General features: G+C 60.7%; 13 protein-coding genes. 6 read left to right on the top strand and 7 right to left on the bottom strand.

Annotation, left to right across the window (positions count from 1 at the left end):
• Window positions 1-49 precede the first annotated feature (49 nt).
• The 3 genes from AB5Y64_RS05770 to sixA all read right to left on the bottom strand — a co-directional run bounded on the left by AB5Y64_RS05770 (window position 50) and on the right by sixA (window position 1,963).
• Window positions 50-970 (bottom strand): DMT family transporter, encoded by a 921-nt coding sequence (locus tag AB5Y64_RS05770; protein ID WP_039039040.1) that lies wholly within the window; start codon window positions 968-970, stop codon window positions 50-52.
• Between the two features lie 185 nt (window positions 971-1,155).
• The gene (locus AB5Y64_RS05765) at window positions 1,156-1,362 is read right to left on the bottom strand and encodes a DUF1107 domain-containing protein (protein ID WP_005324080.1); all 207 of its coding nucleotides are present in this window, start codon (window positions 1,360-1,362) and stop codon (window positions 1,156-1,158) included.
• A gap of 133 nt (window positions 1,363-1,495) precedes the next feature.
• Window positions 1,496-1,963, bottom strand: coding sequence for a phosphohistidine phosphatase SixA (gene sixA, locus AB5Y64_RS05760; protein ID WP_069651167.1), 468 nt, complete (start codon window positions 1,961-1,963; stop codon window positions 1,496-1,498).
• A 162-nt stretch (window positions 1,964-2,125) separates the two neighbouring features.
• Between sixA and AB5Y64_RS05755 the strand changes: the two genes are divergently transcribed.
• Complete coding sequence (locus AB5Y64_RS05755; RefSeq protein WP_221366474.1) at window positions 2,126-4,900, top strand: insulinase family protein; 2,775 nt, start codon at window positions 2,126-2,128, stop codon at window positions 4,898-4,900.
• 284 nt (window positions 4,901-5,184) lie between these two features.
• Here the strand turns inward: AB5Y64_RS05755 and AB5Y64_RS05750 are convergent, their stop codons facing one another.
• Window positions 5,185-5,832 carry a thiopurine S-methyltransferase gene (locus AB5Y64_RS05750; protein WP_319903215.1) on the bottom strand — a complete coding sequence of 216 codons (648 nt, stop codon included), beginning with the start codon at window positions 5,830-5,832 and terminating at the stop codon, window positions 5,185-5,187.
• Between the two features lie 110 nt (window positions 5,833-5,942).
• Window positions 5,943-7,313, bottom strand: a complete 1,371-nt coding sequence (locus AB5Y64_RS05745; protein ID WP_319903217.1) for a leucine-rich repeat-containing protein kinase family protein — start codon at window positions 7,311-7,313, stop codon at window positions 5,943-5,945.
• A gap of 259 nt (window positions 7,314-7,572) precedes the next feature.
• On the opposite strand from AB5Y64_RS05745, the gene AB5Y64_RS05740 reads away from it, so the two are divergent.
• The 5 genes from AB5Y64_RS05740 to AB5Y64_RS05720 all read left to right on the top strand — a co-directional run bounded on the left by AB5Y64_RS05740 (window position 7,573) and on the right by AB5Y64_RS05720 (window position 11,285).
• Window positions 7,573-8,103, top strand: coding sequence for a MarR family transcriptional regulator (locus AB5Y64_RS05740; RefSeq protein WP_323937422.1), 531 nt, complete (start codon window positions 7,573-7,575; stop codon window positions 8,101-8,103).
• Entirely contained in the window at window positions 8,100-8,882 is a 783-nt protein-coding gene (locus AB5Y64_RS05735) for a HEAT repeat domain-containing protein (RefSeq protein ID WP_368203450.1), read from the top strand. Before AB5Y64_RS05740 ends, AB5Y64_RS05735 begins: the two co-directional genes overlap by 4 nt.
• A complete protein-coding gene (locus tag AB5Y64_RS05730) occupies window positions 8,879-9,250 on the top strand; it encodes a DUF6616 family protein (protein ID WP_368203447.1) in 372 nt (123 codons plus the stop codon). The genes AB5Y64_RS05735 and AB5Y64_RS05730 overlap by 4 nt, the downstream gene beginning before the upstream one ends.
• 391 nt (window positions 9,251-9,641) lie before the next feature.
• Entirely contained in the window at window positions 9,642-10,406 is a 765-nt protein-coding gene (locus tag AB5Y64_RS05725; RefSeq protein WP_143237457.1) for an SDR family oxidoreductase, read from the top strand.
• 51 nt (window positions 10,407-10,457) lie between these two features.
• Complete coding sequence (locus AB5Y64_RS05720; RefSeq protein ID WP_368203445.1) at window positions 10,458-11,285, top strand: bifunctional transcriptional activator/DNA repair enzyme AdaA; 828 nt, start codon at window positions 10,458-10,460, stop codon at window positions 11,283-11,285.
• A gap of 329 nt (window positions 11,286-11,614) precedes the next feature.
• Here the strand turns inward: AB5Y64_RS05720 and AB5Y64_RS05715 are convergent, their stop codons facing one another.
• Window positions 11,615-12,550 carry a hypothetical protein gene (locus tag AB5Y64_RS05715; protein WP_368203443.1) on the bottom strand — a complete coding sequence of 312 codons (936 nt, stop codon included), beginning with the start codon at window positions 12,548-12,550 and terminating at the stop codon, window positions 11,615-11,617.
• Between the two features lie 68 nt (window positions 12,551-12,618).
• Window positions 12,619-13,140, bottom strand: a complete 522-nt coding sequence (locus AB5Y64_RS05710) for a hypothetical protein (protein ID WP_368203440.1) — start codon at window positions 13,138-13,140, stop codon at window positions 12,619-12,621.
• Window positions 13,141-13,245 lie beyond the last annotated feature (105 nt).

Here is a 13,245-nt window from a genome sequence, read left to right as displayed (position 1 = left end):
GCTGGGCACCGAACCAAAAAGACCGCCTCGAGGGCGGTCTTTTTTTATCCTACTTTTCCTGACAGCCCGCCACCGCGAGCCGGGCGCGTCTTCGCACCGTCACGGGCCTCACCAGCAACTGCGCCAGCAGCACCCCCATCAGGGTCATGCCGCCACCGATGAGGTGATAGCTGGTGAGCCGCTCCCCGAGCCAGCTGATGGCAAGGGCGGCCGTCATGACCGGCAACAGGTTCATGAAGATGGCGGTGCGGCTCGCCCCGAGCAGGGCAATGCCCTGCATCCAGAGCCAGGGCGAGAGGGCCGAGGTCGGGATCCCCGCATAGAGGATGAGCCAGAGGGCGCTGCCATCGGGCCAGTGCCCATCCACCAGCAGATAGAAGGGGGTGAGGAACAGGAGGCTGCACAGCACCTGACCGTAGAGCATGGACCAGTTGTCCAGCCCCAGATCCCAGCGCTTGAGCAGCACGCTGTAGAGCGCATAGGTGGCCGCCGAGAGCAGCATGTAGACGGAACCGATATGGATGCCCTGGGTCAGCAGCCGGGCCGGATCCCCCTGCCCCAACAAAATCGCCAGCCCCAGAATGGAGATGGCGCCTCCCAGCAGCGCCCCCCAGGTGGGCCGCTCGCGCAGCAACCAGATGCTGAGCAGCACCGTCATCAAGGGGGTCAGTCCCATCATCAGGCCAATCTCGGTGGCCCCCAGGGTCTGGGCCGCGTAATAGCCAAAGGTCTGGTTCAAGACCATCCCGAGCAGGGCCAGCACCGCCAGCTTCGAGAAACCGGCCCGCAGTTTGCGGCGCTCGCGCCAGGCCCGGTGAGCCAGAAACGGGGTCAGCACCAGGGCCGCCACCATCCAGCGCGACCAGGCGAGCGCCGCAGGAGACAACACCCCGACCGCCAGCTTGCTGACGATGCCATTGCCGGCCCAGATGGCCATGCAGGAGAAGGGAAACAGGAAGGCAAGGGGCATTGCTATATCCAGAATAAAAAGGCGGGTATTGCGCGCGAGTATAGAGAGGCAATCAGGATAAGCAAGCCTGCCAACGCAGGAAGAAGCACCATGACGCGAACGGTTGGCACCGCGCCCAGGCGCCATCAACAATCATGCCCGCACAGGGGCGGGCATGAGGGGGACCAGGGTCAGCCTGAGGCGCCTCAGGCGGCATCCATGTGGAGCCTTGAAATCAGTTCATTGACCTCGAGCACCGTCTGGCGATGGGGAATGTCGGCTTGCAATGGCATCATCAGCAAGCCCGACTGGAAATCGAAGCGCCCCCTGCCGTGGATGTAAATCCGCCCCTTGAAGAAGGTTTTGACATGTTTTGCCACCATCAGTGGCAGGTACTTCTTGAACACTCTCATCGTTTGCAACCTCTTGAAGTTGTATCCGTATGACAGCAGCTTATGCGAAATAATTCCGTTAAATTTATATAAAAAACCGGAAAATTCGACTCTCTCTTCCCCAAAAAACCAAACTGTAACTTATTATTAACTTTTACCGTATTGTATGCGGTCCTTCCAGCCAGAGCAAGACTCCTTTGCCATCTTGCCATTCGATGCAGGCCAGCCCGGACGTCGCGAACATGGGGGCCCCTGCCGCCGGGCAGAGACTCTGGACCAGATACCCCACCAGCGGCAGGTGGCTGACCATCAGGATGTTGTCATGCTCCGCCGCCAGCGCAGTGAGGTAGCTCGCCACGAAAGCCGGGTCCCCATAGGGGGTGATGTCGCCGCTCTCCTCGACCTTGAGGGCCTTGGGCAACTCGGGGGCGATGGCCTGCCAGGTCTGTCTGGCACGCAGGTAGTTGCTGTGGATCACCAGGTTCAGGGAGCCTGCCAATTGGGGAGCCAGCCAGCCCGCCATGTGGATGGACTCTTCGATGCCTTGCTCGGTCAGTGGACGCTGTTCATCAGTCTTTGCGTTCATGCCAGCCTGGCCATGACGCATGATGTAGATTTTCATTACAACCTCGCCCAAGGGGCCTGTTTAAATAGCGGGGGAATCTTACCCCGCCATGCCGGGGGAAACAATTGCGCCACCTCTCAGAAAAGGGTTTGCCTCGCAAGATAGCGGGGTCGATAATCATGTTTAAATTCAAATAAATTCACCGCGAGCCCCTCCCCAATGAGCCCATATGCCAGTCCCAATGACCATCGGCGGTATCACTATCTGGAGCTGGCAAACCGGCTCAGGGTCTTGCTGATCTGTGATCCCGAGACCGACAAATCCGCCGCCTCCCTGGCGGTGAATACCGGCCACTTCGACGATCCTGCGGATCGCCAGGGCATGGCCCATTTCCTCGAGCATATGCTGTTTCTCGGTACCCGCACCTACCCCAAACCCGGTGAATACCAGCAATTCATGAGCCGTCACGGGGGCAGCAACAACGCCTGGACCGGTACCGAGTTCACCAACTTCTTCTTCGACATCGACAACGGCTTCTTCGAGGCGGGGCTCGACCGGTTCTCCCAGTTCTTCATCTGCCCCACCTTTGCACCGGAGTGGGTCGACAAGGAGCGCAACGCGGTGGACTCCGAGTACCGCCTCAAGCTGCAGGACGATGTGCGCCGCAGCTACCAGGTGCACAAGGAGACGGTCAATCCGGACCACCCCTTCTCCAAATTCTCGGTGGGCAACCTCGACACCTTGGCGGATCTTCCCGGCCGGGATCTGCGCTCGGACCTCATTGCGTTCTACGAAACCCACTACAGTGCGGATCGCATGGCGCTGGTCATGCTTTCACCGGCACCCATCGAGACCCAGCTGGCCTGGTGTGATCGCTTCTTTGGTGCCATTCCGGATCGCCGACTCGGCCCTCCGGTACTGAGCCATCCTCTCTACCGGCTCGATGATCTCGGCATTCGCATCCAGCTGACCCCGGTCAAGGAGACCCGCAAGCTGGCGCTGACCTTCCCGCTGCCGTGCGTGGATGAGTATTACGACAAAAAACCCCTCACCTTCCTGAGCCACCTCATCGGCTATGAGGGAGAAGGCAGCCTGCTCTCCCTGCTCAAGGGGCGGGGCTGGGTCAATCAGCTCGCCGCCGGCGGCGGCATCAGCGGCGCCAACTTCAAGGACTTTGGCGTGAGCTTTGGCCTCACCCCCCTTGGGCTTGAGCATGTAGACGAGATCATCGCCGCCCTGTTTGGCTATCTGAAGCTCATCGAGCGGGACGGGGTGCAGGCCTGGCGCTATGAGGAGAAGCGCAGCGTGCTGGAATCCGCCTTCCGCTTCCAGGAGCGGGGCCGGGCCCTCGACACCGTCTCCGGCCTCGTGCTCAACCTGTTCAGCTACGGGCCGGACGACCTGCTCTATGGCGACTACATGATGCGCGAGTTCGATGAGCCGCTGATCCGGCGCTTCCTCGCCAAGCTGACGCCCCACAATCTGCGAGTGACCATCCAGGCCCCGGAAGTGAGCACGGATCGCCTCGCCCGCTGGTACCAGACACCCTACAGCGTCCAGATCATCAGCGAAGCCGAGAAGATCCGCTGGCAGCAGAGTGAACCGGATCCCGCCCTGCACCTGCCGGCGCCCAACCCCTTCATCAGCACCCGCCTCGACGCCCGTCTGCCGGCGCTGTCCGCCGACATGCCGTCCTGCCTCATCGACAGGCCCGGTTTCCGGCTCTGGCACCTGCACGAGCATCAGTTCAGCGTGCCCAAGGGCAGCCTTTACATCTCCGTCGACAGCGAACATGCGGTCAAGAGCCCGCGTCACATCGCCATGGCGCGTCTGGCCGTGGAACTGCTCACGGATCACCTCAACGCCCTCACCTACCCGGCGGAGCTCGCAGGCCTTGGCTACCAGATTTATGCCCATCAGGGGGGCTTTACCATCAACCTCAGCGGCTTTGCCGACAAGCAACCGCTGCTGCTCGACATGATCCTCGGCAACCGCACCCTGGGGTATCCGGATCCGGCACGCTTTAGCGAGATCAAGGAGCAGCTTATCCGCAACTGGGAGAACCAGGCCAAGACCCGCCCCATCTCCCAGTTGTTCAACCAGCTCACCAGTTTGCTGCAACCCAACAACCCGCCCTTCGAGCAGCTGTTGCGCCACCTGCGCACCGTCGAACTCGGGGAGATGCCCGGCTTCGTCTCCGAGCTCTTTGCCAGGGTGCATCTGGAGGCCCTGGTACACGGAGACTGGACGGCCGCCGAGGCCCTCGAACTCGCGGCCCTGCTGGAGCGCCACCTCGGTGCCAACAGCCAGCCCAGCGCCGAGACCCGCCGCCCCCTCATCTCCATCCAGGACAGAGGCACCCTCATTCGGGAGCAGGGGTGCGATCACGAGGACTCGGCGCTGCTGGTCTACTACCAGTCGCGCACCACCCGGGCGCGGGATCTCGCCTGCTTCACCCTGGCCAACCACATCATGTCATCCACCTTCTTCCACGAGCTGCGCACACGCCAGCAGCTCGGTTACGTTGTGGGAGCCGGCAACCTGCCCCTCAACCGCCATCCCGGTCTCATCTTCTATATCCAGTCGCCGGTAGCGGGGCCGCAGATCCTGCTGGATGCGGTGGAGGAGTTCATCGATCTCTTCCCGCTGGCCATGCTGGAGTTCACCGAGCAGCAGTGGCAGGAGAGCAAGGCGGGGTTGCAGGCCCAGCTCAGCGAGCGGGATGCCAACCTGCGCAGCCGCGGCCAGCGGCTCTGGGTCAGCATCGGCAACAAGGATCTGGGTTTTGATCAGCGCGAACGGGTACGCGAGGAGGTGGGCAGGCTCAGCCGTGCCGATCTGGTGCGCTTCATCACCCAGCTGAGATCCCGCACCTCGGATCGCCTCATCCTCTGCAGTTATGGCCTGGGCCACGAGCACGACGAGCGGATCACCGGCCAGTTTGTCGACGATCCCAGGGCATTTCGGCTCAACGCCGCCACCTTCGAAGGCTGACCTCCCCTGTTGGCAACGCGCAGGCAATAAAAAGCCGACCCCGTGGGGTCGGCTGGAAAAACCATAATCAATTGCGACCAGAGCCGCCAAAAGTGAACATGAGCGTGAAAATCAGACACTGGGTTGATGTTCGACCGGCGTTCAAACCAGAGCTCATCGGTCGGCACCAGCAGTGATTGAGAAACAGCCTCATCTTAGGCATTTCCCTGATTTTCCACGTTGATCTATGTCAAAGGAGGTAAAACAAGCGCCACTTCCATCCTTGGCATCGGCCTCGCGTCCTCTCAACCCCGGCGGATCAGCCGGTAAGCCACCTCATCGAAATAGGAGAGCTGCCCCGAGAGCACCCTGGGGTGATCCAGCTCCGCCCCCCGGCCCAGCACCTCGACACCAAAGTCGCGCTCAAACAGGGTACGCACCTCCATCTCCCCTACCGAGAACGGCGGCTGTTGCTGCTGCTCGGGCTGATATTCGAGGGTCACCAGCAACACCTGCCCCCCCGCCTCCACCAGGCGGCTCATCAGGGCGGCATACTGCCGGCGCATGGCGCCCGGCAAGGCGATGAGGGCCGCCCTGTCATAGACCAGGCGATAACGCTGCCCGAGCTCCGGAGCGGCGAAGAAGTCCCCCTGATAGATGCGCAGATCGGCGTGCCGGTGGCACTGATAGGGACCCACCTCGCTTTTCTCTGCACTCAGGTTGTTCTCGTCAAAAAACTGGGTAATGGCGAGCTCGGAGAGCTCGAAGCCATCCACTGGATGCCCCTGCTCACGCAGCCAGAGCATGTCCCGGGACTTGCCGCAAAGGGGTACCAGCACGGGGTCGCTCCCTTGCTGGGCCGACCACCAGGATTGCAGCCAGCGGTTGAAATCTGCCTGATGAAAGCCAATCCGGTTCTCTTTCCACTTCTGGTGCCAAAATGCCGCTTCCATCATCTTCCTCTCGTCATCTGCAATGGTGCATCACTATCACAACTTCACCGAAGTGGCGCAAGCCCCATGATCCCGCCCCAGTGCATGAGAAGGCCCACGATGGGCAGGCCTCAGGCCACGACCCCAGGCAGGCTTGTCGCCATCGCTGCCAGCCGGGTCAGGATCTGCGCAAAGGTGGGTCGCCGGGAAGGCACCTCAAAGCCGCACTCCCCGGCCAGTCGATGAAGGGGGTCGAGGTCGGCGTCCCCCCCATCACTGCGCGCCAGCAGCTCGGCCAGCAGGCAGCCAAAGGCCCGCACTTCCAGGCGCTCCAGCCGCCCGGCCAGCACCTCATCGGCGCGGTCGTAACAGGAGGCGGCACCAAAGTCACCGAGCAGCACCCGGCCCGGCGCCTCCTGCGGCGAGTGAGGCATCGCGGGCTGCAAGGAGTACAGCAGGTTGTGTGCGTAGAGATCGCCGTGGAGGATGCCCCGCTCGTGCAGGTGCCGGGCAGCCGCAGCCACCCCTTGCACCATGGCCATCACCTGGGCCGGAGTGAAGTTCAGATCCGCCCCATAGACATCCCGGGTGCAGGAGTCCAGGCTCGGGGGCCCCGCCAGGGTGGCGAAGGCGGGGTCTATCAGGGGCATCACCAGTGCCGGGATGCCGGAGGGATGATCGCTCACTCGCCCCATCACACCGACCAGGTTTGGATGACGACCGGCGGCCAGGGACGCCCCCATCTCGCTCAGGGGCAAGCCATCGCTGGTGACGGCCCCCTTGAAGAGCTTGACCGCCACCGCCCCGGGCCCTTCGGCACTCGCCCACTCGGCGCGATAGATGACGCCGGATGCCCCCTCCCCGAGCACGTCTCCCAGTGAGAGCGCCTGCCAGAGGATCTCGGTAGTGAACTCCGATGTGCCGTTCAGACACGCCTGCTCATCACAGAAAGGGTTGCCCGCAAAGGCCAGCCAGGACAGGCGCGGCATCGAGGGCAACCAACTCGGCAGCGCTGGCAGGCGGTTGGCGGCGATGCGCAAAAGCTCCAAACGGTGGCAACCGGCAAGCGTCTCGGGAAGCTCATGTAGCCGGTTGCCCGAGAGCATCAGCTTTTGCAGATCAATGCAGCGCCCCAATTCTCCGGGCAGTGTCTCTATCTCGTTGTCGGTCAGGATCAGCCAGCGCAATCTGGCGGGCAGGGAGGCGGCCGGGACGGTCGCGATGCGGTTGGCCTTGAAGCCCACCATGGTGAGCGCAGGGCAGCGCCCCAGCACCTCGGGCAGTTCGGTGAAGTTGTTCTCGGAGCAGAAGAGGATGCGCAGCTTCTTGCATTCGGCCAGCGCGTCAGGCAACTCGCTCAGCTGGTTGCCGGTGAGATCCAGCACCTCCAACGTTTCTTTGAGGCTCAGGATCTCGGGAGGGAACACCGCGAGGTTTTCAGCAAGTTTGAGGTGGCGGGCGCCGCAGAGTTCGCCTGCGCGAAGCTGTTCCAGGGTATGCATGGGATCGTCTCTATCAACATTCGGGCTTGCGGTGGCTCACTGCGGGCACTCCCCCCAGACCACAAAGGAGGGGCATTATAGGGAATGACGGCCAAAGATGGCCGATTTTCTTGCAACGCCTTCTCTTGCAAAGGCCCCCCATCGCCACACTCCCGCTCTCCGTTGCCATGGACCATTCCGGTCGCGCGCTTGGGTGGTTGATCATTTGATTGGCGCCATATAGTATGGCGCCATACAAAGTCATTCGAGACTCACCATCATGATCACGCTGGAACAGAAACACCTCGCCCTGCTCGAGGATGCAGAGCGCCGCGGACACGCGGACACCCAAAACATACGCGTCTGCTTTGAGGTGTTGACCCTCGCCACTGCCATCGATCAGGCGTGCGCGGCGCGCCTGGCCCCTCACCGCCTCTCCGAAGGCAAGTTCGTGCTGCTGTTTTTGCTGCGCGACCTGCCAGAAGGGTTGGCTCCCCACGAGCTTGCCGACAAGGCGGGGGTTACGCGGGCCACCATCACCGGCCTGCTCGACGGGCTGCAACGGGACGGCCTGCTGGCTCGCCACAGCGACAGCCAGGACAGGCGAAAGATCTCGGTGCGCCTGACAGAGCAGGGCCAGGCCCTTGCGCAGCACCTGCTCGATGAGCACAGCCAGTGGATAGGCTCCCTGTTTGCCGGGTTCGATCAGGCAGAGCGAGAGACCCTGAGTGCCCTGCTCAAGCGGGCCTGGCTCAATGTCATCTCATCCCGGGCAGGCTGCACAGAGGCCGCCACAGAGGAGCACCCATGACACGCAGCCGCATCACGGATATCGCCCCCTCACGCCTCGCCCAGCTCAACCGGGGAGAGGCTGAGGCAAGCAACCTGACCGAATGCCTGACGGTGGATTTTGCCGCCCTGATGCAGTGCACCCGGCCTTCGCTCGGGCCCCAGGCGCTGGCGTCGATGCACGCCGCATCCGGGGAGGGCATTACCCGGCGCATGGCACTGGCCGCCAGGCTGCTCCTGACCGAGAACGGCACGAGGGATCTTGCGGCGCTCAGCCGTCATCCCTCCGATACCGTGCGGGGCTGGGCCTGTTTCATGGTGGGCGCGAGCGAGGGGCTGTCGCTCAGCGACCGCCTGGCCCTCATTCGCCCCCTCGCCGATGACCCTCACTTTGGGGTGCGCGAGTGGGCCTGGCTCGCAATGCGATCGACCATTGCTGCGCAGCTCGAGGTGGCCATTGCCGCCCTGGTGCCCTGGACGGCGGAGCCGTCCGAGCGACTGCGACGCTTTGCAAGCGAAGCGACCCGGCCCCGCGGCGTCTGGTGTACCCATCTTGCGTCCCTGCGACAAGCGCCGGAGCAGGCCCTGATGCTACTCGAGCCCCTCAAGGCCGATCCCGCCCCTTATGTGCAGGACTCCGTAGCCAACTGGCTGAACGATGCGAGCAAAGACAGGCCACAGTGGGTCACTGACCTCTGCGCGCGCTGGTCTCGCGAAAGCCCCTGCCCCGCGACAACCCGGATTTGTCAACGCGCCTTGCGCACCTTGCGCAAGGGCCAACTCCCGAAGGAACCCCTATGACCCACTATCTGGCAGAGCTCTACACCCCCACTCCCGCCTGGCTGGCACTGAGCCAGACGGCTCGTCAGCAGTTCTTCGAGGCCATTGGCACAGGCATGGCCAACCTCGCCGCCCTCGGGGTGGAGCCCATCGCCCTGGGCGAGACCGATGCTGCCACCCTCCATGGTGCGCCCCACCCCTTCTTCGCCATCTGGCGCGGGCCGGATGCCGCAGCTATCGATGCCCTCGTCCAGGGAATAGCCGTATCGGGCTGGCACGACTACTTCGAGACGGTCAACGCCACCGGCGCCGGTGTCTCCCTGGGCCAGCACCTTGCACAGTTGACCGCCCTGCCCTGCGCCGCCACATCCAGCCCCGCCCTGGCCTGATAACCCCTAAAAGAGCGTTATCCCACCAGGCTTTGCGTCAGTGCCGCCGACACCGGTGGCACTGTTTTCCATACCCTGCCCTTGCAAACCCAGGTCACCACCACCTGGGAAAGCGGCGCCACAACCCCGCTCCGTTCCCACTCCCTTAATAAAACGCGGATATCTCCTGATGCCGTGATGGGCCATCGCCGATGGGACAAGTGAGCAAGATTCGGGTCGTCGTGACGAAGGTTCACCGCCATAGTGCTTTCAAACCAACAGTGCTTTCGACCTCCCAAGGGGTTGAACCAAAGGAGGTTTGAACCAGGAGGGGGTTGAACCCATCCACTTGTCTGCCAATCCTGCATGAGCGTCGCCACCTGGCGCCATGCGCATTAGCGAGGGAACTGCCATGTCATTACTGTCCAACAAGGTCGCCATCATCACGGGCGCCAGCTCCGGTATCGGTCGCGCCAGCGCCATCCTGTTTGCAAGGGAGGGGGCCAGCGTCGTCGTCGGCGCCCGCCGCCAGCCCGAGCTGGATCTGCTGGTGGAGGAGATCAGGGAATTCGGGGGCCAGGCGGTGAGCCTGGCGGGAGATGTGAAAAGCGAAACCTATGCCCGCGCCCTGGTGGATCTCGCGCTGACCCGTTTCGGCGGACTCGATATCGCCTTCAACAACGCCGGCAGCACGGGGACACCGGGCAGCGTGCCGGGGCTTGAACTGGCGCAGTGGCAAGAGACCCTGGATACCAACCTCACCAGCGCCTTTGTGGGGGCCAAGTACCAGATCCCCGCCATGCAGGCACGCGGGGGCGGCTCCCTTATTTTTACCTCCACCTTCGTCGGCCATACCCTGGGGCTGCCCGGCATGGCGGCCTATGCTGCGAGCAAAGCAGGCCTCATCGGCCTGACCCAGGTGCTGGCCGCCGAATATGGGGCACAAGGGGTGCGGGTCAACGCCCTGCTGCCGGGGGGCACCGACACCCCCATGGGGCGGGCCTTTACCGATACACCGGAGAGTCTCGCCTTTGTGCAGCATATGCATGCCCTCAAGCGCCTGGCCCAACCGGAGGAGATCGCCCGCTCGGCCCTCTATCTTGCGTCCGATGCATCCAGCTTTACCACCGGCATTGCCCTGCTGGCCGATGGTGGGGTATCTATTTGTCGCACATGACCTTGTCGCACCCAAGATCCTGCGGCTGCAAACCTATCGTGAGAGCTCCCTATGTCTGATTACGCCCGCATCGCCGATGCCATCCGTTTTATCGCAAGCCAGGTGGCGCGCCAGCCCACCCTGGACGAGATAGCGGCGCACGTTCACCTAAGCCCCTTTCACTTCCAGCGGCTGTTCAGCCGCTGGGCCGGAGTGACCCCGAAGCGCTACTTGCAGGTGCTGACCCTGGAGCGGGCCAAGGCGCTGTTGCAGGAGTCGCGCCCGCTGCTGGAAGTGGCCGATACCCTGGGCCTGAGCAGCGGCTCGCGGCTCTACGATCACTTCGTGCAGCTAGAAGCGGTGACGCCGGGGGAGTACAAACAGCGCGGGGCCGGGCTGGTTATCGATCACGGGGTGCACGACACCCCCTTCGGCCAGGCGTTCGTTGCCCTGACCCCGCGAGGGGTGTGCAACTTCTCGTTTCTCGATGACCAGGCCCCACAAACGCCGCTGAGTGCCCTCGCCCAGCGTTGGCCAGCGGCAGAACTGCGAGAAGCGCCATCACGCACCCAGGGGGTCATCCACACCATGTTCGATGGCAGCAAGACACCGGACCGCCCCCTCTCCTTGCACGTGAGCGGCACCAACTTTCAGATCAGCGTCTGGCGGGCGCTGCTGCAGATCCCGCCCGCCAAGGTGGTGAGCTACGCCCAGGTGGCAAACGCCGTCGGCAACCCAAAGGCCGCCCGCGCCGTGGGGCTGGCGGTGGGCGCCAACCCCGTCGCCTTGATGATCCCCTGCCACAGAGTCATCCAGCAAAACGGCAGGCTCGGCGGCTATCACTGGGGCGAGACCCGCAAACAGGCGATACATGCCTGGGAAGCGGCGAGGTATGAGTGAACGTGGCCTTTTATGCTCTCCTGATAGGAGGAAAAACAGGGCTGTTGGTTGTGAGTCAGCAGACTATCAAACCATGCCGGACCAGCATGCCGTGATATAAAGCGGGGGCATTAGCAGAGTCGGGGCGCCGATTGCCCCTTCTGTTCCTTTGGTTACGGGGCGTGCGATCAGTTACACCACCCCGGCGAATTGACGAAGAGACGTAGGGTGCAATAAGCGCAGCGCATTGCACCGTTTGCCGAGCGGCTTTTGTACAAGGTATGAAACACCAAATTAGAGGTGCAATTCACGCTGTTCATTGCACCCTACGGACTTGAAACAGGTGATTTTTATTCAAATCGCTGTTCTTGCTCCATATCCTCCCGCTGTTCTCGCTCTTTCTGTCGCTCGATAAACTGAACCAAATTCTCTGAAACAGTTTGAGCTGCACTCGAAATATCTGCTCTGTCATGCTCAACTAACTTGCGAATTGCCTCCGCTCTGGACTGCATTACTTTGGCTCGGCTACCAGACCAAGATGAAGGAGTGACACTTTCGGCGAATATTTCCAGAACAATAGCAGGGTCAGGAGATGACTCAAGCAGCCTGAGAGCTAACTCTGACATCCTGAGCCCTTCAATTTCGCCATCCTTTTCCCACAAGTTAATGCTTGCTGCAATAGCTACCCATACGCGGGGCTCATTTCGGGCACAACACCACGAAATCAGAAAATCCATATTAATATAGGCAAGAGGTGAGAATCGTAAGTCTCTATTACAAATAAAAAACTGCCGACGTTCTTGTTGCTCTTCAGTGCCTTCAAAGACTCGATTTAAAAATGCTTCTGGCATCAGCGCAGCTGTTGTCTCAATGGCGCTTTCATATGAATGAACGTAACCATAGTGCAGATCAACAACAGCAAAAATTGCGTCCAACCACTCCTGTTTTTCTGGCTCATTGCCATCGAAACGTAATGCAGCATTGATGACGCACTCCATGTTGTAGCCTTTTGACCCACCAGGATCGTTGTGATCTTTTGGCAAATTTAAAATTGCGGCCCTAAGACCTATCTGACGAAAATCGGGCCCCAACGTATCCACCATCACATCTTTGTCATGAAGGCGCATGCTTAGCGCCTCCAGCACCACATCACTGCCGCCAGGTTTACTCAGAAGTCGCATTGCAAGCTCGAGGATTCTCGCTCTCGGCAAGGATGCATACTCATCTCGCCATAAGATGGGTTCATACATATTTGGGTCAATATCAGGATCATCCAACAGCATCATACAACGCTCTAGGGAAAGTGCGAACAAGTATCCCACGAACAAAAAATGAAAATTTTAGTCATTTAATATCAATGGGTTACCAGTAAATGCTCTCGTGCCATATGACTTATTCGCACCTTCCCTAGATCAACTTCTGTAAATTTACCCCAAGGATGCAAATAGACCAGCGAGTGACGGAGTACTGGATGCTGGGCACAAAAGTCGAGTAACTCCTGTACCAACTCTGGTTCAAATGCATCTATCTCTTTGATAAAACCACCAAAGACGGCAACATTCATACCTACCCTGGACAATGGTTCCAGTTGCTCGACAAGTTGCTGCCAGCCCGCTCGTAAATCATGCCCCCCCTTAGCCAATCCTCTTCCGAATGCATAGGTATTAGGCATCCAACCATTTGAAAACAGGTTTGGCCCCAGCTCATCAAGTTTATGACCTGATGCCGCAAACTCCTCACCTAATTGCAACGCCTTGGCTTCAAGTCGTTGCCTGGCCTCATCATATTTATGGATTTTTTCATGATCAAAATTGGCATCCAGAGCCCAATAGTCTTGCCCCTTGCTCAAAACATAAGTACTAATTGCCGAAATCAAGTCATGTGGCTCTAGGGAAGGTGCGAATAAGTCATATGGCACGAGAGCATTTACTGGTAACCCATTGATATTAAATGACTAAAATTTTCATTTTTTGTTCGTGGG

Origin of the sequence: Aeromonas sp. R5-1, assembly GCF_040908265.1 — a bacterium.
Classification (GTDB): domain Bacteria; phylum Pseudomonadota; class Gammaproteobacteria; order Enterobacterales; family Aeromonadaceae; genus Aeromonas; species Aeromonas caviae.
Note: the sequence above shows the minus strand (reverse complement) of the source record. Positions and strands in the feature narration are given on the sequence as shown.